Here is a 24,200-nt window from a genome sequence, read left to right as displayed (position 1 = left end):
GGCGCCCGCCTGTACACGGCGCAGGCGCCTTCGCCGTCCGGCGGTGGGTGACAGGCCGCCGCGACGCGGGCTACACCAAAGGTAGGGGCGCGAGTGGAAGGATTGGCGTGGGACGATTGGTCGTCGCGGTCGCCGCCTCGGCGGCCATTTGTACGTCTGGCGCTGTGCGCGCGGAGACTCCGCGGGCGACCATCGAGGGCGACCTGGATTCGAGGCTGCGCGAAGCGATCGTTCGCGCCGTCGGCGAAACCGACAAGCCGATCGCCAACCGCTTCGAGGCGCGCCGCCGAGCGATCGACGCCGGCGAGAACGCGATCTCCGTCCTGCGCGCCGAGGGCTACTACGCTTATGACGTGGAGCCGGACGTCGGCGAGGGCGATCCGCCTACCGCTATCGTGCGGATCACGCCCGGCCCGGTGTTCACCCTGGCCGATCCCCAGATCCAGTGGCTCGAGCCGGCCCCGTCGCCGACGGTCCAGCAATCGGGCGAGGTCGTCATGGGCCTGGCCATCGGGGCGCCTGGCCGATCGATCGACGTGATCCGGGCCGAAGGCCGCATCGTCGCGGCGGTCCAGAAGCGGGGCTATGCGGACGCCGCGGCCCAGCCGCGCGAGGTGATCGTCGATCACGCCGACAAGACGGTGCGTCCCACCTACAAGATCCTGGCCGGCACGCTGGTGCGGCTGGACGCCATGAGGATCGTCACTGAGGGCCGCAGCCGCCGAGCCTGGCTTGAAAGCCTGGCCCCGTGGAGGCCTGGCGACGTCTACGACCCCGAGGACGTCGCCGAACTGGAGCGACGGCTGCTGGACACGAGCGTCTATGAATCGGTCACCGTCGCCCTGGCGCCGAAGGACCAGACCACCGCCGAGGGCCTGCGGCCGATCCTGGTCAGCCTGTCGGACCGCAAGCCGCGGACCCTTGAGCTCGGGGCCAGCTATTCAACGAGCGAGGGCTTCGGGGCCGACGCGCGCTGGACCCGCTTCAATATCCTCGGCCGCGCCGACACGGTGCAGTTCCTGGCGCGGGCATCGAACATCGACAGCCGCGTGACCGGTGAACTGACGCTGCCGCACTGGCGGCGGCCTCAGCAGACGCTGAAGACGGGCGGCGGCTACTACTTCAACCGCACCGACGCCTTCGACGAAACTGGTGTCGGCGTGAGGCTCGACGTCCAGCGGCGGTTCGGCAAGAACTCCTACATCACCGTCGGCAGTTCGCTGGACTACAGCCATACCGAAGAGCAGCAGATGCTCGAGCCTCAGCCTCTGGGGCCCGACATCATCACCGTCGCGGGGCTGGCCATCGGCGTGCTCGATCGCTCCGACGATCCGCTCGATCCCAAGCGCGGTTGGCGCCTCGATATCCGCGCCGAGCCGACTTACCTGTTCGGCGATGGGAGCCTGCCGTACTTGAAGGCCCAGACCCAGGCGACCGCCTACGTGCCGTTCGGCGAGAAGGCGCGCACCGTCCTGGCTGGCCGCGTCAGGGCCGGGACCATGTTGGGCGGTAGCATTCCGACGGTGCCGGCCTCGCGGCGCTTCTACGCCGGTGGGGGCGGTTCGGTGCGCGGCTACGCGTTCCAGGCCATCGGGCCGCGGCTTTCGGACAACACCCCGCAAGGCGGGATTTCGCTGTTGGAGACGTCCTTCGAGATCCGCCAGAAGGTCGGTCAGCGCTGGGGGGTAGTCGGCTTTGTCGACGCCGGGGCGGTCGGCACTGACAAGTTTCCTACCGGCGATGACGTCAGCGTCGGCGGCGGGGTGGGCGTGCGCTACGACCTCGGCTTCGGCCCGATCCGCGCCGACATCGCCATTCCCCTGGACCAGCGCGAAGGCGACCCATCGTTCCAGATCTATCTAAGCATCGGGCAGAGCTTTTGAGCGAGACACCGACCCTGGGCGAAGAGGCGGCCAAGGAGGTCGCCAAGGTCGCGAAGCGTTCGGTCCTGCCGAAGATCATCCTGATCGTCTGCGCGCTGCTGGCCATCGTCCTGGGCGGCGCGGTGCTGACCGCGCGCTACGGCGTCCTGTTTCCGCAAGGCCGGCTGCTGGTCGAGGCCCGGGCCAACGGCCTGAAGGTCGGCCGCTTCGGGCGGCTCAAGATCGAAGGGCTCGGCGGCGACATCTGGCGCGACTTCAGCATTCGTCGCCTCACCGTCTCCGACGAAAAGGGGATCTGGGTCGAGGCGAAAAACATAAAGATGACATGGAGTTACGCGGCGCTCTTCCAGCGGAGATTCCAGGCCGACACCATCGTTGCCGAGCAGGTGACGCTGCTCCGGCGTCCAACCCTGACTCCCAAGACCGTGTCCGCCGGGCTGCCCATCAGCATCGACATCGATCAGCTCAAGGCGCGGGTCGAGATGACGCCGGAGTTCAGTTTCCGGCGCGGGGTCTACGACGTGACCGCCCAACTCGACGTGCAACGGCGAAACGGCGGGCAGAAAGGCGTGATCACCGCCGCCAGCGCCCTGCACGCCGGCGATCACCTCAATCTGCATTTCGACTTCGGCGGCGGGCGCCCGCTGCTGCTCTACGCGGACGCCGTCGAAGCCAAGGGCGGGGCGCTGGCCGGCAGCCTTGGCCTGCCGGTCGATCAGCCATTCGACCTGAAGGTCAGCGCCAATGGCGACAAGGGCCAGGGCCGCTTCAAGGCGGTGACGCGGGTCGGCGATCTGACGCCGGTGGATGCGGCCGGTTCGTGGAACGCGCAGGGCGGTTCGGCGAAGGGCAAGCTGCTGCTTACCGCTTCGACCCATACCAAGGGTCTGGTCGAGCGATTGGGGCCGGACGTCGGCTTCGACATCACCGGGCGCAAGGCCGCCGACAACCTGTTCGATGTCGACGCGCACCTGGCATCGGCCAAACTCACCGTGATCGCCAAGGGCAAGGCCAATCTCGGCGAGCGCCGCACCGGTCCGCAGGGCGTGGCCCTGCAACTCGCCGCCAAGGAGCTTTCGAAGGTGACCGGCGGTCCGTCGATGGGGCTTGGCCGGGCCGACGGGGTGCTGACCGGCACGCTCGATGATCTGCGCTTCGCCGGCACGGCGGACGTCGCGCGGCTGAAGCTCGGCAGCTACGGCCTCGACCGAGTGTCAGGGCCGTTCGTGCTGACCCGCAAGGACAAGGTACTGGCGATCAACGGCAAGGCGGATGGAGCGGGCGGGCGAGGTTCGGGCCTGGCCGCCGCGCTGCTCGGGGCCAATCCGCGCGCCAATTTCGACGTCGCGCGCCTGGCCGACGGCCGGCTGATGCTGCGCGACATCGACGCGGCGGGAGCAGGCCTGAAGGTCAGGGCCAGCGGCGGGCGCAGCCTTCTGGGCGGGCTCAACTTCAAGGGGCGAGCCGACTTCTCCAACCTCGCCGCCGCTCGCATCGGCGCCACCGGCGCGGTCTCGGCGGAGTGGTCGGCCGACCAGGGCGGCAAAGGCCGGCCCTGGGTTCTCAGCGTCGACGCCACGGGCGCGCGCTTCGCCTCGGGCTTCGCCGAGCTCGACCGGCTGCTGGGGGCATCGCCGCGCCTGCAGGCCAAGGCCGAGGTCGCGGGACGCCGGATTTCGATCTCGCGCGGCGTCCTCGACGGCGCCGCCATCAAGGCCAACACCGCCGGCGTGCTCGACGACGGAGACATGCGCTTCAAGCTGGACTGGTCGGCCAACGGCCCCTTCCGCGCCGGCCCGGTGGAAATCACCGGCAAGGCCAGCGGGAGCGGTGCGATCACCGGAACCCTGAGTGCGCCACGTGCCGACCTGATGGCCGACATCGAGGCGATCGACCTGCCGCGCATTCCGCTGAAGAACGCCAAGCTGACCCTCAGCTTCATGCGCCGCGCCGACGGCAGCAGCGGCGTCTTCGCCCTGACCGGGGCCAGCGAATACGGTCTGGCGGCCGCCAAAGCCGCTTTCCGTTTTCCGCGCGGCGGCGTCGATCTCAGCGACCTGTCGGTGAACGCCGGCGGCCTCACGGCGGCGGGCTCGGTCTCGCTGCGCAGGTCGACGCCGTCGGCCGCCGACCTTCACGTCAGGCTGGCCCAGGGCGCCTTCCTCGAGGGCGGGCAGGTGGACGGGGTGGTCAGGATCATCGACGCCGCGGGCGGGCCGCGCGCCAAGCTCGATCTGACGGCGGCGAACGCCGTGCTGCCGGGCGCGAGGTTCGCAGTGAAGACCGGTCGCATCACCGCCGACGGGCCGCTGGCGCGACTGGCCTATCAGGCCAAACTCGAGGGCGCGTCCACGAATGGGACCTGGAGTGTCGAGGGCCGCGGACTGCTGTCTCAGAACAAGCCCGGTCTGGAGCTGACCTTCGACGGCGGCGGTCGGCTGGGCCGTCGCAAGATTGAAACCACCGAGACCGCAATCTTCCGGCTGAATGGGGATGACCGGGCGGCGCATCTGCGCCTGGCTGCGTCGGACGGCGGTCGGATCGACGTCGACGCCAAGCTCGGCAAGAGCAGCACGGATATCCGCGCTCAGGTTGCGCAGCTGGGCCTTGGTCTGGTCAGTCCGGATCTGACCGGCAAAGCCGACGCGACCTTGACGCTCAGCGGCGCCGGCGGGCGGCTGGACGGCGTGCTGGACGCCAAGCTCGACGACGCACGCAGCCGCGGTTCTCCGCGCGAACTGGGCATGGACGGGACGCTGAAGGCGCGGCTGGCGGGCGACGAGATCGTCCTCGACGCCGCCGTCACCAACGAACACGGCCTGCGCGCCAACGCCAACCTGACCTTGCCGGCGGAGGCCAGCGCCGACCCGTTCCGCATCGCCATCAACCGCACGCGCCCAATGAAGGGGACGTTCTACGCCGACGGCGAAGTTCGGCCGTTGTGGGATCTGCTGGTGGGCGGCGAGCGCGAGCTGGCGGGGCATGTCCGCATGCAGGGCACGCTGTCGGGCACCTTGGCCGACCCACGCGCGGTCGGTCAGGCCGAAGTCGACGACGGCCACTTCAACGACAGCGTGACCGGGCTGGCACTGACTAATGTCGTGCTCCGCGCCACCCTGGCCAACAACGCCGTCAACATCGTCCAGGCGACCGGCGCGGACGGGCACGGCGGTTCGCTGTCGGGTTCGGGGCGGCTCAGCCTGCAGCGCGACGGGGCCTCGACCTTCAAGCTCGACCTGAAGAATTTTCGCCTGATCGACAACGAACTCGCCACGGCCTCGGCCTCCGGCGAGGCGACGCTCGACCGCACCGCCGACGGCAAGGTTCGACTGGCGGGCGACTTGACCATCGACCGCGCCGATGTGTCGGCCGCCAAGTTCTCGGGCGGGACCGGCGTGGTCAGCATGGATGTCATCGAGATCAACAAGCCCGCCGACATCTCTCGCTCGCTGCAGCCGGTGGCGCGCCGAGGCCCGGGCATTGCGCTCGACGTGAGCCTCAAGGCGCCGCGCCGGATCTATCTCCGCGGCCGCGGCCTGGACGCCGAGCTCTCGCTGGACGCCAAGGTCGGCGGCACCACGTCCAAGCCGACACTGTCAGGCACGGCCCGGATCGTACGGGGCGAGTACGACTTCGCCGGCAAACGCTTCGAGTTTGACGAGCGCGGCACAGTGCAGCTGGCCACCTCGCCGCAGAACATCCGCCTGGATCTGCTGGCGTCCCGTGTGGATCCGTCCCTCACCGCGGTGGTGCGGATCCGCGGGACGGCGGCCAAGCCTGAGATCACCCTGACCTCGGTGCCGGTGCTGCCCAACGACGAGGTGCTGTCGCAGGTGCTGTTCGGCCGCTCGGCCTCGCAGCTCTCGCCGCTGGAAGCCGCCCAGCTGGCCTCGGCGCTGTCGTCGATGGCCGGGGGCGGGGGGTTCGACGTGATCGGCAATCTGCGCACCTTCGCCGGGCTGGACCGCCTGGCCCTGGCCGGGGGCGACGAGAGCGGCGTCACAGTTTCAGGCGGCAAGTACCTGACAGAGGACGTCTACCTGGAGCTGACGGGCGGGGGCCGCGATGGTCCCTCCGCTCAGGTGGAGTGGCGCTTCGGGCGCAACCTCTCCATTATCTCCAAGCTCGCCAGCCAGGGGGACGGCCAGCTCGCCGTCCGTTGGCGCAAGGACTACTAGATGCGTAAGCTTGCGTGCTTGCCTGGCCTGCTGGCCCTGACGGCGCTGGCCGGCTGCGAGAAGCCGCTCACCGCGCCGGCCAATCCGGGAGTCTGCTGGATCATTGTCGAGGGCCTGAACGGCAAGCCGGACTTCCGCCCGATCGCGCCCAACATCGACAGCCTGGAGAACTGCGCGGTCCGCCTCGAGGGCGTTCATGTCGCACAAAAGCGGGCAGTCACAGGTGCTTATCAGAGTGTCTTCATCTACGTCACCGACGCCGATGTCAGCGCTGCCGTCGGCCCCAAGGCCCAACGCTATCGCGTGTTCACCCCCGAGCAGCGGGCCAAGGTCCGGCAGGGGATCCACACGCTGATGGAACGTGAAGGGCTCTAGGCCGCGCGGCCGCCGGCGTTGGCGTAGGCCTGAGTGCCGACCGTGAACACCTTGTCGCTCGGCACGATCGCCTCGATCGGGATGTCCTTGGCGCCCTCGATCCGCGCATAGATCGGCGCAAAGTCGGCGAGGGTGGTCTCGCGCAGCGCCTCCAGCGACGGGATGACGAAATAGACCTGCTGGAAGTCGTCGATCCGATAGGGCGTGCGCATCAGCCGATCGAGGTCGAAGCCGATACGGTTGGGAGAGGGGTCATCCAGAGCGAAGATCGACTCAGCCCGACTGGAGACGATGCCGGCCCCGTAGATCCGCAGGCCCTCGGGCGTCTCCATCAGCCCGAACTCCACCGTGTACCAGTAGAGGCGTGCGAGGTTGTGCAACTGTCCCCGGCCCAGGGCCCTCAATCCGCCCTGGCCATAGGCCTGCATGTAGTCGGCGAACACCGGGTCGGTGAGCATCGGCACGTGCCCGAAGACGTCGTGGAAGACGTCGGGCTCCTGCAGGTAGTCCAGCTCTTCGGGCTTGCGAATGAACTGGCCGGCCGGGAAGCGGCGATTGGCCAGGTGATCGAAGAACACGTCGTCGGGAACCAGCCCCGGGACCGCCACCACGCTCCACCCGGTGAGTTTCTTGAGCTCCTCGTTGATGCGCGCGAACTCGGGGATGCCTCCGCGGTGCAGATCCAGCGCGTCCAGCCCTTTGAGGAAGGCGTCGCAGGCGCGGCCGGGCAGCAGCTTGGACTGACGCTCGTAGAGGGTCATCCACACCTGATGCTCGGCCGGCGTATAGGCCGCCCAGTTCTGATCAATCGTCCAATCGGCGGCCGCGCCCGGGGGCGGCCCAGCGGAAAAGCCATCTGCGCTCATGGCGACAGAATGAGCGGGAATTGGCGGAAGTTCCGTTCGAACTCACCGGCCATTTGCCGGTTTGGCGGATAAAGTTTGCGTCACCGTGGCGACGATTGGAACACCCTTGCCGTGGCTGATCGCTAGTGGCTAATCCGCGGCCGCAGGACGTAGTGGCCCTCGTGGAACGACTCGAAGATCAGCGAGGCCTGCGGATGGCCAACCGGCTCGCCGCTCTCGTCCGCCAGCAGGTTCTGCTCTGAGACATAGGCCACGTAGGCGTTGTCCTCGTTCTCGGCCAGCAGGTGATAGAATGGCTGGTCCTTGCGGGGACGGATCTCTTCGGGGATCGACAGCCACCATTGCTCGGTGTTGGCGAAGGTCGGGTCCACATCGAAAATCACGCCGCGGAACGGGTAGTGCTTATGCCGCACCACTTGTCCGATGGCGTATTTGGCCAGGCGCGGTTCGGCCAACACCGCGGGCGGCGCCACCAAGTCCCGACCACTTTTTTCGATTCGTGCGTCCATAAATCCGATTCTAGATCCCGTCGCCTAACTGGGAGGTGAACGTACTGCTCATCTTCGCCCGCGCAAGGGCGCGCCTTCCGAGAGGCGAATAGCCTTGCTACAGTCGCCTGTGAAACGAGGCGTTCATCCGCGGCGCCTGCAAGGACGAAAGAGTGTCCATGACTGTGGCGCTGTCGAGCGCGTTCGCGAAGGACGCGTTCCAAAGCCTTGGTGCGCAAGCGTTTTGGTCGCCTGGCCGGTGACAACCACGCTTGATCGCGTAACCGACGCTGCGGCCAGGAAAAGTCCTGTGACGCCGCAAGCGGATTCGCCGTGCTACGGCGCGCTCGATCTCGGTACGAACAATTGCCGACTGCTCATCGCAACCCCGTCGGGGCGCGGATTTCGGGTTGTTGAAGCCTATTCGCGTATCGTTCGCCTAGGCGAGGGCCTCTCTCAGACGGGGCGACTATCTGACGCAGCCATGGATCGTGCGCTCGCGGCGCTCAAGGTCAGCGCCGAGAAGGTCCGACGCCGCAAGGTGGTCAAGCTGAAGGCGATCGCCACCCAGGCCTGCCGCGCCGCTGAGAACGGCCCGGAGTTCGTGGCCCGCGTCGCGTCCGAAACCGGGCTGCACCTGCAGATCATCACCCCGCGCGAGGAGGCCCAGCTCTCGGTCGCCGGCTGCCTGAACCTGCTGGATCGCCGCTCCGAAGCGGCGCTGGTGGTCGATGTCGGCGGCGGGTCCACCGAGCTCAGCTGGGTCGATCTCACCAGCGGCGGCCTAGAGACCGAGCTCGCCAAGTTCTCGCCGGCCCGCCTGCCCATCAAGGCATGGCTGTCCATTCCGATCGGAGTCGTCACCCTGGCCGAGCGCTTCCCGGAGGGCGCGCGCGCCACCGACGGCTGGTTCCGCGCCATGGTCGAGACGGTGAAGGACGAGCTGCGCGAATTTCGCCACGCCGACGAACTGCGGCCTATCTTCGACGCCGATAACGCCCACTTGGTCGGCACTTCGGGCGCCATCACCAGCCTGGCTGGCATGCATCTGGGCCTGAAGCGCTACGACCGCGCCCAGGTCGACGGCATCTGGATGACCCGGGCCCAGTGCGACGAAGCGGCGCGCATGCTGCTGGACCTCAGCCCGTTGGAGCGGGCCGAGCAGCCTTGCATCGGCGCGGATCGCGCCGATCTGGTGCTGGCCGGGGCGGCGATCCTCCAGGCGGTGCAGGAAGTCTGGCCCTGCACGCGGGTGCGGGTGGCCGACCGCGGACTGCGCGAAGGCATCCTGATGTCGCTCATGGCAGGGACCGGAAAGAGCAAGCGCCGTCGTCGTCGTCGTCGCGGTCGTGGATTGGGCGCGGCTTCCACTGTAAACGCTGCGGAATGAGCGAACCGCCCCGCAAGAGAATGGTCAAACCGCCGACTGGCGGATTGGAAGAAGGCCGCACCAAGCCCGCGCGCCTGAAGACCGCCAAGGATCGCACCCCGTCCCAGCAGGCCTGGCTGAACCGGCAAATCAATGATCCGTTCGCGGCCAAGGCCCGAGCCCACGGCTACCGCAGCCGCGCGGCCTACAAGATGACCGAACTCGACGACAAGCTGCGCCTGCTGAAACCCGGCGCGCGGGTCATCGACCTGGGCCTGGCGCCCGGCGGCTGGACCCAGGTCGCCATCGAGCGCGGCGTGACCCACATCGTCGGCGTCGACCTGCTGCCGGTCGATCCACTGGCCCCGGCCCACATCCTGGAGATGGACTTCACCGATCCGGCCTGCGGACCAATGCTGATCGACCTGCTGGGCGGCCGGCCCGACGTGGTGCTATCCGACATGGCGCCCAACACGGTCGGCCATAGGCGCACCGACCACTTGAGGATCATGGGGCTGATCGAGGCCGCGGCCGAGTTCGCGATCAGCGTGCTGAAGCCCGGCGGCTCGTTCGTCGCCAAGGCCTTCCAGGGCGGCGAGACCTCCGAGGTCATCGCCGACCTCAAGCGCCACTTCACCGAGGTGAAGAACATCAAGCCCAAGGCCAGCCGCGCGGACTCGTCCGAGGTCTATCTGGTGGCGACGGGGTTCAAGGGCTGAGCGGGCGGCGCGTCGGTCTTTGCGCCCTCCGCCACCAGCCACCTGCGGAATTGCTCCAACGGCCGGCCTCCAGCGCCGGGCGAGGCGAGCATGGCGAAGGCGCTTTCGGCCTTCCTGAAGCCCATCGGCGCGACCAGGCGGCCGTTGCGGACATAGTCGGCGACCAGCGGCCAGGAGATCACCGCCGCGCCCAGCCCGGCGATCGCCGCGTCGATGGCGAAGTGCAGGTGGGCGAACGGCTGCTCGGGCGCGGGCGTCAGCTCCATCCCGGCCAGCGCCGCCCAGATCGCCCAGGCTTGCGGGTGGGTCTGGGCCGTCAAGCGCGGCGCCTTTAGCAGATCTTGCGCGAACCGTTCGGCCAGGGCGGGGGCCATCACCAGCCCCAGGTGGTTGGGAATGAAGGCGCTGGCGCCCGGATCGGCCAGCCGGCTGGTCGGCACGATGCGCACAACGGCGTCGGCCCCGCGATACGAGGTGGCGTGCGAGGGAAGCTCGGCCAGCTGCAGGTTCACCTTCGGGTGGGCGACCTTGAACCGCGCCAGGCGCGGGATCAGCCACTTCACTGAAACACTGGCGTTGACGGCGATCAGCAGTTCCTCACCGCCGACCTGCACCTGGCGGACGGCGGAGGCGATCTGGTCGAAGGCGGCGGTGAGGGCGGGCAGCAGGCTGCGCCCGGCCTCGGTCAGTTCCAGTCGGTGCTTGGGGCCGGTGAACAGTTGAACCCCCAGATGCGCCTCCAGCGCCTTCACCTGACGGCTGACGGCGCTGTGGGTGACATTCAGTTCCTCGGCGGCCAGGGTCGCCTTGCCGGTCCGCGCCATTGCCTCGAACGCCCGCAGCGCGTTGAGAGAAGGCGGTGCGCCGGATGTGAGATTTTCGAACATCAAAGGACCAATATATCGGTTTCCTCAATTTCCCAACCGGCGCACAAGCTCGCCATGACGGACGAGCCCAACCACACACCCGCACGGCGCCTGGCGATCACCCTGGTGCTGGGCCTGGGCCAGACGGTCGCCTTCGCCTCCAGCTACTATCTGATGGGCGTCATGGCCGACGCGATCGCCGGCGATCTCAAGCTCTCCGCGACCTTCATCTTTGGGCTGATGTCGCTGGCCCTGGCGGTGTCGCCGCTGCTGTCGCCGGCGGCGGGGCGCTGGATCGACCGGCGAGGCGGCAAGCGCGTGCTGCTGGCCTCCAGCCTGATCTTCGCGCTGGCCCTGGTGCTGCTGGGCTTGGCGGTCAACGCCGCCGCCCTGACGCTGGCGGTGCTGGTCCTGGGCGTGGGCATGAGCATCGGCATGTACGGCACGCCGTTCGCCATCCTGGTGGCGCTCTACGGCGACGAGGCGCGGCGGCCGATCACCGGCGTCGCCCTGCTGGGCGGGCTGGGCTCGGCGGTCGGCTGGCCGCTGACCGGCTATCTGACGGAGGCCCTTGGCTGGCGTGGAGCCTGCTTCGCCTGGGCGGCGGTGCACGCCGCGGTCTGCCTGCCCCTGGTGGCAATGGTGACGCCCAAGGTCGCCGGCCACGCCCGCAAGGGGGCGGACACTGAGCGCGTCCCCGTCGTCTGGGACCGCCGGATGGTCCAGCTGGCGGTGTTGTTCGCCTGCGCCTGGTTCATTTCCAGCGCCATGGCCAATCACCTACCGCGGCTGCTCGCCAGCTTCGGACTGGCCCCGGCCCGCGCCGCGGCGATCGCCGGCCTGGTCGGCGTCGCCGCCGTCAGCGTCCGCTTCGCCGAATTCACGATTCTGCGCCGGGTGGCGCCGCTGGTCTCTACGCGGATCGCCACGCTGATGCACCCGCTGGGCGCGGCGGCCCTGCTGGCGCTTGGCGCTAAGGCCGCGCCGCTGCTGGCGCTGGGGCAGGGGGCCGGCAACGGTATGATCACCGTGGCCAAGGGCGTGCTGCCGCTCAGCATGTTCGGCCCGTCGAACTACGCCTATCGCTCTGCCCTGCTGACCCAGCCCGCCCAGGTGCTGCAGATCGGTGGTCCGGTGCTCTACGGCCTGGCGATCGCCGAATCGCCAAGGGCGGCGCTTGGCATCTCGGCCGGGCTCTGCCTGGTCATGTTCACGATGACTTTTGGACTTCAGACCCGCGTTCAACCCCAGAAGGAGCACGCTGCGGCATGATTACGCTTGAACCGGCCCTTGCCCGAGGCGCCCCCAAGGGCTTATACGCGGCTCGCAAAATGGAGCCTTTCATGGACATTCGCGAAGGTCTTACCTTCGACGACGTTTTGCTGGAACCGGGCGCATCCGACGTGATGCCAACCCAGGTGGACACGACCACCAAGTTCACCCGCGAAATCAGTCTCAATATCCCCCTCGTGTCCTCCGCCATGGACACGGTCACCGAGAGTCGTCTCGCCATCGCCATGGCCCAGGCCGGCGGTCTGGGCGTGCTGCACCGTAACCTCACCGTCGAGGAGCAGGCCGATCAGGTCCGCGAGGTGAAGCGCTACGAGAGCGGCATGGTCATCAATCCGCTGACCATTCATCCGGACACGCCGCTGCGCGAGATCCGCGAAATCAAGGCGCGCCGCAAGATCTCCGGCTTCCCGGTGGTCGAGCGCGGCTCGGGCAAGCTGGTGGGCATCCTCACCAACCGGGACATGCGCTTCGAAGGCCGTGACGACATCCCGGCCAAGGAGCTGATGACCAAGGACAACCTGATCGTCGTCCGCGAGGGCGTCACTCAGGCCGAGGCCCGCGATCTGCTGCGCAGGCACAAGATCGAGCGCCTGATCGTCGTCGACGAAGCCTTCCACGCCATCGGCCTGATCACGGTCAAGGACATGGAGAAGGCCCAGGCCTATCCGTCCGCCGCCAAGGACGCCCAGGGCCGCCTGCTGGTCGGCGCGGCCTCCACGGTCGGCGACGCCGGCTACGAGCGCTCGATGGCCCTGGTGGACGCCGGCGTGGACGTGGTGGTGATCGACACCGCCCACGGCCACAACGCCGACGTCGCCAAGGCTGTCGGCCGGCTGAAGCGCGAAACCAACCGCGTCCAGATCGTCGCCGGCAACGTCGCCACCTACGAAGGGGCTCGCGCCCTGATCGACGCCGGCGCCGACGCCGTGAAGGTCGGGATCGGTCCCGGCTCGATCTGCACCACCCGCATCGTTGCGGGCGTGGGCGTGCCGCAGCTGACCGCCATCGCCGACGCCGTCCGCGCCGCCAAGGGCACCGACGTCCCGGTGATCGCCGACGGCGGCATCAAGTACTCGGGCGACCTGGCCAAGGCGCTCGCCATGGGCGCGCAGGTAGCCATGATGGGCTCGGCCTTCGCCGGCACCGACGAGGCCCCGGGCGAGGTGTTCCTGTACCAGGGCCGCTCGTACAAGGCCTATCGCGGCATGGGCTCGCTGGGCGCGATGGCCAATGGCTCGGCCGACCGCTACTTCCAGAAGGAGGTCTCGGCGCTGAAGCTGGTGCCCGAGGGCATCGAGGGGCAGGTGGCCTACAAGGGTCCGATCGGGGCCATCCTGCACCAGATGGTCGGCGGCCTGCGGGCGGCCATGGGCTATGTGGGCGCGCCGGACCTCGAGACGTTCCGCAACAAGGCGCGGTTCATCCGCATCACCGGCGCGGGGCTTCGCGAAAGCCATGTCCACGACGTGATGATGACCCGGGAGTCGCCGAACTATACGAGCCCGGTCTGATGGGCATGGCCGTCGAACTGAAGCTGCTGGGCGTCGCCGTCGTGATCGGCCTCGTCCAGTTGCTCTGGGCGGCGGCCGCTGCTCGCGGCCAGCAAGGCCTGGAGTGGGGCAGGGGGCCGCGTGACGAACCCCGGCCGCTCTCCGGCAACGCCGCGCGGCTGGAGCGCTCGTTCTCCAACTTCCTGGAGACGTTTCCGCTTCACGCCGTGGCGGTGGTCGTAGCCTATCTGGCCGCCAAGCTGGGCGATCTGACGATGTGGGGCTCGCTGCTCTATGTCGTCGCCCGCGCCCTGCATCCGGTCGCATACATCCTCGCCGTTCCCTTCGTGCGCAGCCTGGTCTGGTTCGTGGGGTTCGGCGGCACCTTGGCGGTCGTGGCCGCCATATTCCTCTGACTATGAGAACAGCCCTTGCGTGACGGCGGACGCCTCTCCGCAGCCATCGAGATCCTCACCGACGTCGAGACGCGCCACCGGCCTGTGAAGCTGGCGCTGAAGACGTGGGGGGACGCCTCACGGTTCGCCGGGTCGAAGGACCGCGCCTGGGTCTCGGGCCTGGCGCTCGACGTGCTGCGCCGCCGCCGCTCGCTCGGATGGCGGATGGGCGAAGACAGCCCGCGCGCCGCGGCGCTCTGCGCCCTGCACGTACTCTGGAACTGGCCGATCGAACGGATCGCCGAGGCCGCCGGCGACGCGCCGCACGGCCCCGGCCCGCTGACCGAAGCCGAACGCGCCGCCCTGGTCGCGCCGCGTGACCTGGCCGATGCGCCGCCATCGATCCGGGGCGACTATCCCGAGTGGCTGCAGACATCTTTCGCCCGGGCCTTTGGCCACGAGGCGGCGCTGGAGGGCGCGATGCTCTCAGAGCGCGCGCCGGTGGACCTGCGGGTCAACACCCTGAAGACTGACGCCGAGCAGGCGCTGAAGGCGCTCGCGCCGCTCAACGCCAACCCGACAGGTGTGCTGCCGAACGCATTGCGCATCGCCGCCCCCGATCCGAGCGAGCGGAGCCAGTCGCTGGAAGCCGTCCCGGCCTTCTCCAAGGGCTGGTTCGAGGTCCAGGACCTGGCCTCGCAGATCGCCGCCGAAGCCGCCGGCGAGATCAAGGGCGCGCAGGTTCTCGACCTCTGCGCCGGCGGCGGAGGCAAGACGTTGGCCCTGGCCGCCGCCATGGCCAACAAGGGGCAGATCTACGCCTATGACAGCGAGGCGCGCCGGCTGGCCGACACCGTGCGCCGCTCCGAGCGCGCGGGCGTGCGCAACCTGCAAGTCCGCTCGCCGATCTATCCCGACGCCCTGAGGGGCCTGGCCGCCAAGATGGACGTCGTCTTCATCGACGCGCCCTGCACCGGCACCGGAGCATGGCGGCGGCATCCAGACACCAAGTGGCGGCTGAAGCCCGCGACCCTGAGCCAGCGTATGGCCGACCAGGACGCCGTGCTCGACCACGCCGTCCAGTTCGTGAAGCCAGGCGGGCGGATCGTCTACGTCACCTGCTCGGTGCTGCCGGAGGAGGACGAGGACCGCGTCGCCGCGTTCCTCGAGCGCTGGATGGATTTCCGCGTCGACCCGGCCACCGCCAACCCGCACCTCGCCCGCCACCTGACGGCGGAAGGATACCTTCGCCTTTCGCCCCGCAGCTCGGCCACCGACGGCTTCTTCGTCGCCGTGCTTGAGCGCGCCAAATGGACCCCGCAATGACTCAACAAGCCCACGAACGCGTCCTGATCGTCGACTTCGGCAGCCAAGTGACCCAGCTGATCGCACGCCGCCTGCGCGAGGCCGGCGTCTATTGCGAGATCCATCCGTTCGACAAGATCGACGGGATGATCGAGGCCTATGGCCCCAAGGCGGTGATCCTCTCCGGCGGCCCGGCCAGCGTCCATGAGGACGAAAGCCCGGCCGTGACCAAGAAGGTCTTCGAGCTCGGCGTGCCGGTGTTGGGCATCTGCTATGGCGAAATGACAATGTGCGCCGAGCTGGGCGGGGCGGTCGAGGGCGGTCACACCCGCGAGTTCGGCCGGGCCGAGATCCTGATCGAGCGCGAGAGCCCGCTGCTGGACGGGCTGGGCGCGGTCGGCGCGAAAGAGACCGTGTGGATGAGCCACGGCGACAAGATCACCGCCATTCCGCAGGGCTTCCACGTGGTGGCGTCCTCTGAGGGCTCGCCGTTCGCGGTCATCGCCGACGAGGGGCGCCGCTACTACGGCATTCAGTTCCACCCGGAGGTGGCGCACACCCCGCGCGGCGCGCTGATGCTGCGCAACTTCACCCACAAGATCGCCGGACTGAAGGGCGATTGGACCATGGCGTCTTACCGTCAGGAGCAGGTGGCCAAGATCCGCGCCCAGGTCGGCGACGCCAAGGTGATCTGCGGACTCTCGGGCGGCGTCGACTCATCAGTGGCGGCGGTGCTGATCCATGAGGCGATCGGCGATCAGCTGACCTGCGTGTTCGTCGACACCGGCCTGCTGCGGAAGGATGAGGGCCAGCAGGTCGTGACGATGTTCCGCGACCATTACAACATCCCGCTGGTGCACGTGGACGCCTCCGACTTGTTCCTCGGCGAGCTGGCCGGCATCAGCGATCCGGAGACCAAGCGCAAGACAATTGGACGCCTGTTCATCGAGGTCTTCGACAAGGAGAGCGCCAAGATCGAGGGCGCGGCGTTCCTGGCCCAGGGCACCCTCTATCCCGACGTCATCGAGAGCGTCTCGGCCAGCGGCGGCCCCTCGGCGGTAATCAAGAGCCACCACAATGTCGGCGGTCTGCCCGACTACATGAAGCTCAAGCTGGTCGAGCCGCTGCGCGAGCTGTTCAAGGACGAGGTTCGCGCGCTCGGCGTCGAGCTCGGCCTGCCACCGGCCTTCGTCGGCCGCCATCCGTTCCCGGGTCCGGGCCTGGCGATCCGCATCCCTGGCGAGATTACCCGTGAAAAGGTCGCCGTCCTGCAGCAGGCCGACGCCATCTATCTCGACGAGATCCGCAAGGCCGGCCTCTACGACTCGATCTGGCAGGCCTTCGCGGTGCTGCTGCCGGTCAAGACCGTCGGCGTGATGGGTGATGCGCGCACCTATGAGGACGTGCTGGCCCTGCGTGCGGTGACCTCGACCGACGGCATGACCGCCGACTTCTTCGAGTTCCCCTGGGAGGTGCTGGGCCGCTGCGCCACGCGGATCATCAACGAGGTCCGCGGCGTCAACCGGGTGGTCTACGACGTCACGTCGAAGCCGCCCGGCACCATCGAGTGGGAATAGGCCGGCCGATGACCACGACGATCTTCGGCATCAAGGCCTGCGACACCATGAAGAAGGCGCGGACCTGGCTCGATGAGCACGGGATCGCCTACGGCTTTCACGACTATAAGGCGGTGGGCGTCGAGCGCGAACGGCTGGCCGGCTGGGCCGCGCAGGTCGGCTGGGAGGTGCTGCTCAACCGGGCCGGGACCACCTTCCGCAAGCTGCCCGACGCCGACAAGGTCGGGCTGGATGAGGCCAAGGCCATCGACTTGATGCTGGCCCAGCCTTCGATGATCAAGCGCCCGGTGCTGGATGTGGACGGCAAGCTGCTGGTCGGGTTCAAGCCCGACGCCTACGCGGCGCAGTTCAGTCAAAAATAGAGCGACAGGCTGCTTCCACGCGGCCAATCTGCGGCGAGTAGCCCCGCCGGCTTCTGTTGTTTGCGTTCGTCGGTCGGGGGCTATTCGGCCCGCTGCAAATCATGACGAACATTTCATCCCTGATCTTGCATCTGTTGGCATCGACGGACGCCTCTTTCCTATCAGAACGGGGCTGTTAGGCCCGCGCATCGAGAGAAGGAGCAAACAACATGGAAATCCTCATCCCACTCACGTTCTTCGCAATGATTGCGGCGATCGTGCTGGTGCCGCGCTATCTGAAGAGCGTCGAGCGCCAGAAGCTGCAGGACACGCTGCGGGCGTCGATCGAAAAGGGCGCTGAACTTCCGGCCGAAGTCCTTGAAGCCCTGACCAGCGACGTGAAGGCGCCGCCGTCGCCGTATCGCGACATGCGCGCCGGGATCATCTGGCTGGGCGTGGCCGTCGGCTTCGCGGCCCTGGGTTTTGCGGTCTCATTCGAAGAGCCCGACGCCCTTTATCCGATGCTCGGCGTCGCCGCGTTCCCGGGCTTCATCGGGCTGGCGCTGATCGCGCTGTCCTTCGTCGCGCGCGGCAAGTAGGCCCTCGAGGGGAGGGGGAAAGCCCAGATGACGGGCTCTCAATTGTCTAGACTGGCGAGCTTCCACGACGTGGAACTGGCGGCCCTGGCGGCGGCGGGCGACCGTTCGGCCTTTGGGGAGCTGGTGCGCCGGCACGGTTCTGCGGTGCGCGGGCTGCTGCGCCGCATGGGCGCTCCGGCGGCGGAAGCCGACGACGTGGCTCAGGACGCCTTTCTCACCGCCTTCGAGCGGATCGGGGAGTTCCGCGGCGAGGGCGCATTCGCGGCCTGGGTTAAGAAGATTGGCGCGCGCGCCTATCTCCGCCGCCTGCAGAAGGAGCGCCGGATCGCCAGCCTGGCCGCCGCCAGTGAGGACTCCGAAGAGGTCGCGCCCGCGCCGGACACGGCGGGCCGCATCGACCTGGACGACGCCTTGCGCTCGCTGGGCGCAGCCGAACGTATCTGTGTGTCCATGTGCTACGGCGCGGGCCTTTCGCATGCGGAAGCCGCCGACGCCTTGAATCTGCCGCTTGGAACGGTCAAGTCCCATGTCAAACGTGGTCTGGAGAAGCTCAGAGCGCGATTGGCGCCGGCCAATGGCGCTCAATTGGACGGGAGGCGCGAAAATGGCTGACCTCGAGTTCGAGCGGCGTCTGGAACGCCTGTTCAATGAGCCGCCCGCCTTCTCTGACGAGAAGGCTTTCGCCGCTTCGGTTGAGCGCAAGCTTGATCGCGGCTGGAGTATCCGGCGCTGGACGATCGGAGCTGCCGGCCTGGTCGGCGGCGTCATCGGCGCAAGCCAACTGATCATGTCGAACTTCATGCAGCAGTTGGAGACGGCCTCCACCGGCTCGACCCGGCTGATCGAAACCGGCATGCGGGAGCTCACCCCGCGGATGGACCTTTTGTCCGCGCTGCCGGAAGGCTCGTCCGTGGTATGGATCGCCAGCGGAATGGCCCTGCTGGCCTTCGGCTTCGCCATCACCCGGGTGTTCGAGGAGTTCTGATCGATGTCGGCTCAGCGTCAGGAAACCGTCAGGCGTCTCGCCGCCCCCGACATCGCCGCGCGCAAGGGCGGCGTACCGGTGGTCTGCCTCACTGCCTACACCGCGCCGATGGCGGAGATCCTCGACGAGCATTGCGACCTGCTGCTGGTCGGCGACTCGGTGGGCATGGTCGTGCACGGCCTGCCCAACACCGTGGGGGTGACGCTGGAGATGATGATCATGCATGGCCAGGCGGTGATGCGCACGGCCAAGCGCGCCATGGTCGTGGTCGACATGCCGTTCGGCTCCTACGAGGGCGCCCCGGAGATCGCCTATGCGAATGCCGCGCGGGTGATGAAGGAAACCGGCGCCCAGGCCATCAAGGTCGAGAGCGGGCCCACCGTGGTCCACACCATCGACTATCTGGTCAAGCGCGGGATCCCAGTGATGGGCCACGTCGGCCTTCGCCCGCAGGCAGTGCTGGTCGACGGCGGCTTCAAGGCCAAGGGCAAGGGCGGCGACGAGCGCGCGCGCATCCTCGAGGAGGCTCGCGCCACCGCCGAGGCAGGGGCCTTCGCGGTCGTGGTCGAGGGCGTCGCCGAGGGGCTTGCCCGCGAGATCACCGAGGCTATTTCGGTTCCGACGATCGGCATCGGCGCTTCAGCCGGTTGCGACGGGCAGATCCTGGTCACCGACGACATGCTCGGCCTGTTCGATTGGACGCCGAAGTTTGTGCGGCGCTACGGCGATCTGCGTAACGAGATCAGCAAGGCGGTCGCCGGCTACGCCGACGACGTGCGCGCGCGCAGCTTCCCCGGACCGGCCGAGATCTACTTCGCCAAGGCGGGCTAGAGCTTCCTCAGCCCGGAGACGTCCAGCCCCGGTTCGAACAGGATCCGGGGTGAGACGTGCAATGCGCTGATGACGGCGTGGACCTGAACTGAATCGAGACGGACACGGCCATGCTCGGCCAGGGACAAGGTGGCGTGGGCCATCCTGGCCTCGTCCGCGAGCCTGTCGAGCGACAGGCCTCTGGCCTCGCGTACGGCCCTCAACCTTCGGCCGATCGCCTGGAGCTGCGCGTCGGCCGGCGGCAGCGATATGATCATCGCCGCTCCTCCCTATGCGTGGAGCTTAGACCCCCGGCGGGATCGGGCAAGTCCGGTAGAGCAAGCGTGATCGGCGCCCGCCGCGCAGGCCGAGGCCGCGAGATTTCGCCAGGGGCCGAAAACCAGTTTCACCGAGCCCCGAACCCGCTTTAGTTTCCGCGCGATGGCCAAGCTTCTCAATGCGGTTCGCGCCGCCGGTTCTAAGACCACCGTACGCATCCTGATCGCCTTGGCGGCCGGGCTGATCTTGGGGGCGCTGCTGGCGGGGCAGCCGTTCATGGACCGCGTGATCGCGGTGGCCGATCCGGTCGGCGGGATCTGGCTAGACGCCCTGCGCATGACCATCGTGCCGCTGGTCTTCTCGTTGCTGGTGGTCGGTGTCTCGTCGGCGGCGGGAACGGCCGCTGCGGGCGGCACTGCGGCCCGGGCCCTGGGTCTGTTCGCAATGTTCCTGTTGGCGAGCGCCTTGTTCTCGGCCCTGGCGGTCACCGGCGTGTTGGCGATCTGGCCCGCGCCGGAGGCGGCGGTGGCCGGCCTGCGCGAGGCCGCTGGGCATTCGGCCGAGAAGGTGCCCGACTTCCCAACCATGGGCGCGTGGCTGCGCGCCTTCATCCCGACCAATCCGGTGCAAGCGGCCGCCGAGACCAGCATGGCGCCGCTGGTGGTGTTCGCGCTGCTGTTCGGGCTGGCGGTGACGCGGATCGCCCCGGAGCAGCGCGCCGGATTGCTGAACGTCTTCAACGCGATCATGGCCGCGATGCTGGTGATGGTGCAGTGGGTGCTGTTCGTCGCGCCGATCGGGGTCTTTGCGCTGGCCCTGATCGTCGGAGCCAAGGCTGGGTTCGGCGCGGCCGGAGCGTTGGGCCATTACATCCTGCTGCTGTCGGGGGTCTGCATCGCCGTTGGGCTGCTTTCCTATCTGATCGCGCTGTTTGCGGGGGTTTCCTTGCCGGGCTTCGCACGGGCGGCCGCGCCGGCCCAAGCTGTGGCCTTCTCTACCCAGTCATCGATCGCCTCGTTGCCGGCGATGATCGCCGGCACGCGTCAACTGGCCGTTCCGGAGTCGATCATCGGCGTCGTCCTGCCGTTGGCGGTGTCGCTGTTCCGGATCACCAGCCCGGCGGCCAACCTTGGCGTCGCGATCTATTGCGCGCACGTCTATGGCGTGCCGCTGAACGCCGCGCTGCTGGCCGCGGGCATCGGGGTCGCGGCGGTCATCAGCCTTGCCTCGGTCGGATTGCCGGGGCAGATCACCTTCTTCACGACCACCGGCCCGATCTGTCTGGTGATGGGCGTGCCGCTGGACCTGCTGCCGATCCTGCTTGCTGTGGAGACCATTCCCGACATCTTCCGCACGGTCGGCAACGTCACCGCCGACATGGCGGTGACCTGCCTGGCCCGACGCGCCGAGGATCGCCCTTCGTGACCAAGCCGCCCGCCGCCGCTCGGGGCCGCCGCCGCAAGGGGGAAGGCCTGGACCTGCGGGGCGCGATCCTCGACGCGGCCGAATTGTTGTTCGCCGCCCATGGCTTCTACGGTGTCACCACGCGCCAGGTGGCGGCCGAGGCCGGCGTCGACACTGCGCTGATCCACTATTACTTCGGCGCCAAGCGTGACCTGTTCGAGGCGGTGTTCGCGCGTCGGGCGGAAATCCTCAACCGGGTCCGCGCCGAGGCGCTGGCCGCCTACGAGTCGGCGCATCCCGAGGACAGGACCGCCAACGGCGTCATCGCCGCCTTCATCGGCCCGCTGATTGAGCTTTCGCTGACCGGCGAGGCAGGCTGGAAGAACTATTTCCGGCTTGTGGCGCTGGTGAACAACACGCCGGCGTGGGGCGGGGAGACCATGCATCGGTTCTTCGATCCGCTGGTGCATCAGTTCATTGAAGCGCTGAAGCGCGCCATGCCCGAGGCCGAGCTGCGCGACCTCTACTGGGGCTACCAGTTCCTGACCGGCTCAATGATGTTGGCGCTCTCGGAGACCGGCCGCATCGATCAGTTGTCGGAGGGATTATGCCGCTCAACCGATCTGGAGGCGGTGAGGGCGCGGCTGTTCGACTACTGCGCCGCGGGCTTCCAAGCGATCGTGCGTCGCTAGGCCCAGGCAAGGGAGCAAGGTCGAGCGTTGCAGCCGCGCGCGGGCCGCTATAGGTTCCGCCGCTCTGAACACTAACGCCTATTCGTGCGGAGTCCCCCGACGTGGTCGATGTCTTTGATGAAGTCGAGGAGCAGCTTCGCTCTGAGCGCTACAAGTCGATCGCGCTGAAGGTGCTGCCGATCGTGGGCGGGGTTCTGGTCCTGGCCCTGGTCGTGGCCCTGGCCGTGTGGGGCTATCAGCACTTCCGAAACCAGGCCGCCGCCGAGGCGTCCGAGAAGTATGCTCAGGCGATCGAGGCCTTCAACACCGGCCGCCGCGACGAGGCGATCCGCCTTTGGGGCGAAGTCGGCAAGGGGTCTTCCAAGGCCTACAAGGCGCTCTCGCTGCAGCATCTCGGCGGTCTCAAGCTGGCCGACAACAAAGTGGCTGACGCGGTGAAGCTGTTCGACGAAGCGGCCGAAGCCGCGCCGAACAACATCATCGGCGATTCGGCCCGCCTCAAATCCGCCTTCGCCCTGTTGGACACGGCTCCGTACAAGGACATGGAGGCCCGCCTGACGCCGCTTACCGAGGAAGGCCGCCCCTACCGGGCTGAAGCCCGCGAGGCGCTGGCCTTCGCCAAGCTGATGGCCGGCAATCTTGAGGGCGCGCGCAGCGATTTCGCGATCATCGGGCTGATGGCGGACGCCGGTGAGACCTCTCGCCAGCGAGCCGAAGCGGCCAAGGCGCTGATCGATTCCGGTTCGGCCAAGGCCCTGCCGGCCGCCGTCAAGGCGGCCCTGGCCCTGCCGCCGCCGATCGAGCTGCCGCCGGGCGCGGTTCCGCCGCCGTCCATGCCGCCTGCCCAACAACAGCCTGCCCCCGGAGCTCAATGACGTCTATGCGCCGTAGCACCAGCTTCCTTGCGCTCTTCCTGGCGGCCAGCGTCGCCGTGAGCGGCTGCTCGACCGTCAATCGACTCAATCCGTTCAAGGGCGACGACGAAGGTCCGCAGGAGACGGCCGCCGAGGGCGATCGCATCGCCATCGTCGCCGCGGACCAGACGCTTGAAGTCGCCGAAGCCCTGAAGGGCGCTGACTTCTTCCTGCCCAATCCGGAGACGGTCACCAGCTGGCCGCTGCCTGGCGGTACGCCGGAGCAGTCGGTGGCGCACGCCGACGCCGGCGGCGCCCTGTCGATCGCCTGGAAGCGCGGCTTCGGCGAGAAGTCGAACCGAGGCGTGCACGTCACTGCGCCGCCCGTCGCCGCCAACGGCAAGATCTATGTGATGGACGCCCAGGCCAAGGTCTCGGCGTTCGACGCCCAGTCGGGCTCGCAGTTGTGGAGCGTCGACCTGCGCCCCGACTCCAAGCGCGACAAGGAAGCGTTCGGGGGCGGCTTGGCCGTGGCCGATGGCAAGCTCTATGTGACCTCCGGCTACCGTTTCGCCGCTCAGGTGGACGCCGATACCGGCGCCGTCGTGTGGCGCACCGCGACCGAGCAGCCGATCCACGCCGCGCCGACCGTTTCCGGCGGCCGCGTGTTCGCGGTCTCGGTGGACAACACCCTGCAGACCTTCGACGCCGCCACCGGCGCCGCCGGCTGGACCTATCAGGCGTTGACGGAATCGGCCCGCATCCTGGCCGCCTCCAGCCCGGCGATCGCCGGCGACACCGTGGTGGCCTCGTTCGGCTCCGGCGAACTGGTCGCCCTGCGCGCGGCCAACGGCAACGATCTGTGGAGCGAGGCGCTCAGCCGCGCCAACCGCAACAACGCGCTTTCCGAAATTCGCGACATCCCCGGACGCCCGGTTGTCTACCAGGGCGACGTCTTCGCCGTCAGCCACTCCGGCGTCTTCGCGGCGACCGACCTGCGGACCGGCCAGGCTCGTTGGAGCCTGCCAGTGACCGGCATCACCACGCCGTGGCCGGCCGGCGACGTCGTCTATGTCGTCTCCAAGGCTGGCGAGGTGATCTGCGCCGCGCGTGAGACGGGCCAGATCTACTGGATCCAGGACCTCGGCAAGGGCCGCGAAAAGCACGGCGGCGGCTTCCTGGGCGTCGGCAAGAAGAACGTCACGACCAAGCCGATCTGGTCGAGCCCGCTGCTGGCCTCCAACCGCCTGATCGTGGCCGGTTCGAGCGGCGAGCTGGTGGCCCTGAACCCAAAGACCGGCGCTGTCGAAAAGACCGTCAATCTCGGCTCGGCGACGCTTATCGGACCCATCGCCGTCAACGGCACCATCTATATCGCGACCGATGAGGCTCAACTCATCGCGCTGCGTTAGGCTCGAGCGGACCTGATCCA

General features: G+C 68.2%; 23 protein-coding genes. 19 read left to right on the top strand and 4 right to left on the bottom strand.

What is annotated here, in order from left to right; translation table 11 throughout:
* The first annotated feature begins 107 nt into the window (after positions 1-107).
* Genes AC1DQJ_RS05420 through AC1DQJ_RS05410 form a run of 3 tightly spaced genes read left to right on the top strand, consistent with a single transcriptional unit; the run spans position 108 to position 6,436 of the window.
* On the top strand, positions 108-1,883 hold the full coding sequence (locus AC1DQJ_RS05420; protein WP_477601018.1) for an autotransporter assembly complex protein TamA: 1,776 nt from the start codon (positions 108-110) through the stop codon (positions 1,881-1,883).
* Positions 1,880-6,061, top strand: a complete 4,182-nt coding sequence (locus tag AC1DQJ_RS05415) for a translocation/assembly module TamB domain-containing protein (protein WP_477601016.1) — start codon at positions 1,880-1,882, stop codon at positions 6,059-6,061. The genes AC1DQJ_RS05420 and AC1DQJ_RS05415 overlap by 4 nt, the downstream gene beginning before the upstream one ends.
* The gene (locus tag AC1DQJ_RS05410) at positions 6,062-6,436 is read left to right on the top strand and encodes a hypothetical protein (RefSeq protein WP_477601014.1); all 375 of its coding nucleotides are present in this window, start codon (positions 6,062-6,064) and stop codon (positions 6,434-6,436) included. It begins immediately after the preceding gene.
* On the opposite strand, the gene phhA is transcribed toward AC1DQJ_RS05410, so the two are convergent.
* Together phhA and hspQ are read right to left on the bottom strand one after the other, a co-directional pair.
* The gene (phhA, locus tag AC1DQJ_RS05405; RefSeq protein WP_477601012.1) at positions 6,433-7,302 is read right to left on the bottom strand and encodes a phenylalanine 4-monooxygenase; all 870 of its coding nucleotides are present in this window, start codon (positions 7,300-7,302) and stop codon (positions 6,433-6,435) included. The genes AC1DQJ_RS05410 and phhA overlap by 4 nt on opposite strands.
* A gap of 122 nt (positions 7,303-7,424) precedes the next feature.
* Positions 7,425-7,757 (bottom strand): heat shock protein HspQ, encoded by a 333-nt coding sequence (gene hspQ, locus AC1DQJ_RS05400; protein WP_477601114.1) that lies wholly within the window; start codon positions 7,755-7,757, stop codon positions 7,425-7,427.
* Between the two features lie 343 nt (positions 7,758-8,100).
* Here hspQ and AC1DQJ_RS05395 point away from each other — a divergent pair, with 343 nt between their 5' ends.
* Positions 8,101-9,180, top strand: a complete 1,080-nt coding sequence (locus AC1DQJ_RS05395) for a Ppx/GppA phosphatase family protein (RefSeq protein ID WP_477601010.1) — start codon at positions 8,101-8,103, stop codon at positions 9,178-9,180.
* Positions 9,177-9,878 carry an RlmE family RNA methyltransferase gene (locus AC1DQJ_RS05390; protein WP_477601008.1) on the top strand — a complete coding sequence of 234 codons (702 nt, stop codon included), beginning with the start codon at positions 9,177-9,179 and terminating at the stop codon, positions 9,876-9,878. Before AC1DQJ_RS05395 ends, AC1DQJ_RS05390 begins: the two co-directional genes overlap by 4 nt.
* Here the strand turns inward: AC1DQJ_RS05390 and AC1DQJ_RS05385 are convergent.
* On the bottom strand, positions 9,848-10,765 hold the full coding sequence (locus tag AC1DQJ_RS05385; protein ID WP_477601006.1) for a LysR family transcriptional regulator: 918 nt from the start codon (positions 10,763-10,765) through the stop codon (positions 9,848-9,850). The genes AC1DQJ_RS05390 and AC1DQJ_RS05385 overlap by 31 nt on opposite strands.
* Positions 10,766-10,819: 54 nt before the next feature.
* Between AC1DQJ_RS05385 and AC1DQJ_RS05380 the strand changes: the two genes are divergently transcribed.
* The 10 genes from AC1DQJ_RS05380 (at position 10,820) to panB (ending at position 19,560) form a co-directional block, all read left to right on the top strand.
* The gene (locus AC1DQJ_RS05380) at positions 10,820-12,016 is read left to right on the top strand and encodes an MFS transporter (protein ID WP_477601004.1); all 1,197 of its coding nucleotides are present in this window, start codon (positions 10,820-10,822) and stop codon (positions 12,014-12,016) included.
* Positions 12,017-12,087: 71 nt separating this feature from the next.
* Positions 12,088-13,548, top strand: a complete 1,461-nt coding sequence (gene guaB / locus AC1DQJ_RS05375; RefSeq protein ID WP_477601002.1) for an IMP dehydrogenase — start codon at positions 12,088-12,090, stop codon at positions 13,546-13,548.
* Positions 13,548-13,943 (top strand): MAPEG family protein, encoded by a 396-nt coding sequence (locus AC1DQJ_RS05370; protein ID WP_477601000.1) that lies wholly within the window; start codon positions 13,548-13,550, stop codon positions 13,941-13,943. Before guaB ends, AC1DQJ_RS05370 begins: the two co-directional genes overlap by 1 nt.
* Before the next feature lie 15 nt (positions 13,944-13,958).
* Entirely contained in the window at positions 13,959-15,248 is a 1,290-nt protein-coding gene (locus AC1DQJ_RS05365; protein WP_477600998.1) for an RsmB/NOP family class I SAM-dependent RNA methyltransferase, read from the top strand.
* On the top strand, positions 15,245-16,804 hold the full coding sequence (gene guaA, locus AC1DQJ_RS05360; protein ID WP_477600996.1) for a glutamine-hydrolyzing GMP synthase: 1,560 nt from the start codon (positions 15,245-15,247) through the stop codon (positions 16,802-16,804). Before AC1DQJ_RS05365 ends, guaA begins: the two co-directional genes overlap by 4 nt.
* 8 nt (positions 16,805-16,812) lie before the next feature.
* Positions 16,813-17,166 (top strand): ArsC family reductase, encoded by a 354-nt coding sequence (locus AC1DQJ_RS05355; RefSeq protein ID WP_477600994.1) that lies wholly within the window; start codon positions 16,813-16,815, stop codon positions 17,164-17,166.
* 209 nt (positions 17,167-17,375) lie between these two features.
* Entirely contained in the window at positions 17,376-17,744 is a 369-nt protein-coding gene (locus AC1DQJ_RS05350) for a DUF6249 domain-containing protein (protein WP_477600992.1), read from the top strand.
* Between the two features lie 27 nt (positions 17,745-17,771).
* Entirely contained in the window at positions 17,772-18,356 is a 585-nt protein-coding gene (locus tag AC1DQJ_RS05345; RefSeq protein ID WP_477600990.1) for an RNA polymerase sigma factor, read from the top strand.
* Positions 18,349-18,729: a hypothetical protein gene (locus tag AC1DQJ_RS05340; RefSeq protein ID WP_477600988.1), complete on the top strand. Its 381-nt coding sequence runs from the start codon at positions 18,349-18,351 to the stop codon at positions 18,727-18,729. The genes AC1DQJ_RS05345 and AC1DQJ_RS05340 overlap by 8 nt, the downstream gene beginning before the upstream one ends.
* Positions 18,730-18,732: 3 nt before the next feature.
* Entirely contained in the window at positions 18,733-19,560 is an 828-nt protein-coding gene (gene panB, locus AC1DQJ_RS05335; protein ID WP_477600986.1) for a 3-methyl-2-oxobutanoate hydroxymethyltransferase, read from the top strand.
* Here the strand turns inward: panB and AC1DQJ_RS05330 are convergent.
* Positions 19,557-19,817, bottom strand: a complete 261-nt coding sequence (locus AC1DQJ_RS05330) for a helix-turn-helix domain-containing protein (protein ID WP_477600984.1) — start codon at positions 19,815-19,817, stop codon at positions 19,557-19,559. The genes panB and AC1DQJ_RS05330 overlap by 4 nt on opposite strands.
* Positions 19,818-19,980: 163 nt before the next feature.
* Between AC1DQJ_RS05330 and AC1DQJ_RS05325 the strand changes: the two genes are divergently transcribed.
* The 4 genes from AC1DQJ_RS05325 to AC1DQJ_RS05310 all read left to right on the top strand — a co-directional run bounded on the left by AC1DQJ_RS05325 (position 19,981) and on the right by AC1DQJ_RS05310 (position 24,180).
* Positions 19,981-21,243, top strand: a complete 1,263-nt coding sequence (locus tag AC1DQJ_RS05325; protein WP_477600982.1) for a dicarboxylate/amino acid:cation symporter — start codon at positions 19,981-19,983, stop codon at positions 21,241-21,243.
* Positions 21,240-21,914, top strand: coding sequence for a TetR family transcriptional regulator (locus tag AC1DQJ_RS05320; protein ID WP_477600980.1), 675 nt, complete (start codon positions 21,240-21,242; stop codon positions 21,912-21,914). Before AC1DQJ_RS05325 ends, AC1DQJ_RS05320 begins: the two co-directional genes overlap by 4 nt.
* Before the next feature lie 101 nt (positions 21,915-22,015).
* Positions 22,016-22,789, top strand: coding sequence for a tetratricopeptide repeat protein (locus tag AC1DQJ_RS05315; protein WP_477600978.1), 774 nt, complete (start codon positions 22,016-22,018; stop codon positions 22,787-22,789).
* Positions 22,786-24,180 (top strand): outer membrane protein assembly factor BamB family protein, encoded by a 1,395-nt coding sequence (locus AC1DQJ_RS05310; protein ID WP_477600976.1) that lies wholly within the window; start codon positions 22,786-22,788, stop codon positions 24,178-24,180. The genes AC1DQJ_RS05315 and AC1DQJ_RS05310 overlap by 4 nt, the downstream gene beginning before the upstream one ends.
* The last annotated feature ends 20 nt before the right edge of the window (positions 24,181-24,200 follow it).

Source organism: Phenylobacterium sp. P4_E10, from assembly GCF_056401675.1.
The sequence above is the reverse complement of the archived record's forward strand: the minus strand, read 5'-3'. Positions and strand labels throughout refer to the sequence as shown.

Coding starts and splice junctions, on each gene's coding strand:
- AC1DQJ_RS05345 (WP_477600990.1), top strand. CDS start 17,772: ATGACGGGCTCTCAATTGTCTAGACTGGCGAGCTTCCACGACGTGGAA.
- AC1DQJ_RS05355 (WP_477600994.1), top strand. CDS start 16,813: ATGACCACGACGATCTTCGGCATCAAGGCCTGCGACACCATGAAGAAG.
- guaB (WP_477601002.1), top strand. CDS start 12,088: ATGGACATTCGCGAAGGTCTTACCTTCGACGACGTTTTGCTGGAACCG.
- AC1DQJ_RS05370 (WP_477601000.1), top strand. CDS start 13,548: ATGGGCATGGCCGTCGAACTGAAGCTGCTGGGCGTCGCCGTCGTGATC.
- AC1DQJ_RS05350 (WP_477600992.1), top strand. CDS start 17,376: ATGGAAATCCTCATCCCACTCACGTTCTTCGCAATGATTGCGGCGATC.
- phhA (WP_477601012.1), bottom strand. CDS start 7,302: ATGAGCGCAGATGGCTTTTCCGCTGGGCCGCCCCCGGGCGCGGCCGCC.
- AC1DQJ_RS05390 (WP_477601008.1), top strand. CDS start 9,177: ATGAGCGAACCGCCCCGCAAGAGAATGGTCAAACCGCCGACTGGCGGA.
- panB (WP_477600986.1), top strand. CDS start 18,733: ATGTCGGCTCAGCGTCAGGAAACCGTCAGGCGTCTCGCCGCCCCCGAC.
- AC1DQJ_RS05385 (WP_477601006.1), bottom strand. CDS start 10,765: ATGTTCGAAAATCTCACATCCGGCGCACCGCCTTCTCTCAACGCGCTG.
- guaA (WP_477600996.1), top strand. CDS start 15,245: ATGACTCAACAAGCCCACGAACGCGTCCTGATCGTCGACTTCGGCAGC.
- AC1DQJ_RS05410 (WP_477601014.1), top strand. CDS start 6,062: ATGCGTAAGCTTGCGTGCTTGCCTGGCCTGCTGGCCCTGACGGCGCTG.
- AC1DQJ_RS05330 (WP_477600984.1), bottom strand. CDS start 19,817: ATGATCATATCGCTGCCGCCGGCCGACGCGCAGCTCCAGGCGATCGGC.
- AC1DQJ_RS05325 (WP_477600982.1), top strand. CDS start 19,981: ATGGCCAAGCTTCTCAATGCGGTTCGCGCCGCCGGTTCTAAGACCACC.
- AC1DQJ_RS05380 (WP_477601004.1), top strand. CDS start 10,820: ATGACGGACGAGCCCAACCACACACCCGCACGGCGCCTGGCGATCACC.
- AC1DQJ_RS05310 (WP_477600976.1), top strand. CDS start 22,786: ATGACGTCTATGCGCCGTAGCACCAGCTTCCTTGCGCTCTTCCTGGCG.
- AC1DQJ_RS05340 (WP_477600988.1), top strand. CDS start 18,349: ATGGCTGACCTCGAGTTCGAGCGGCGTCTGGAACGCCTGTTCAATGAG.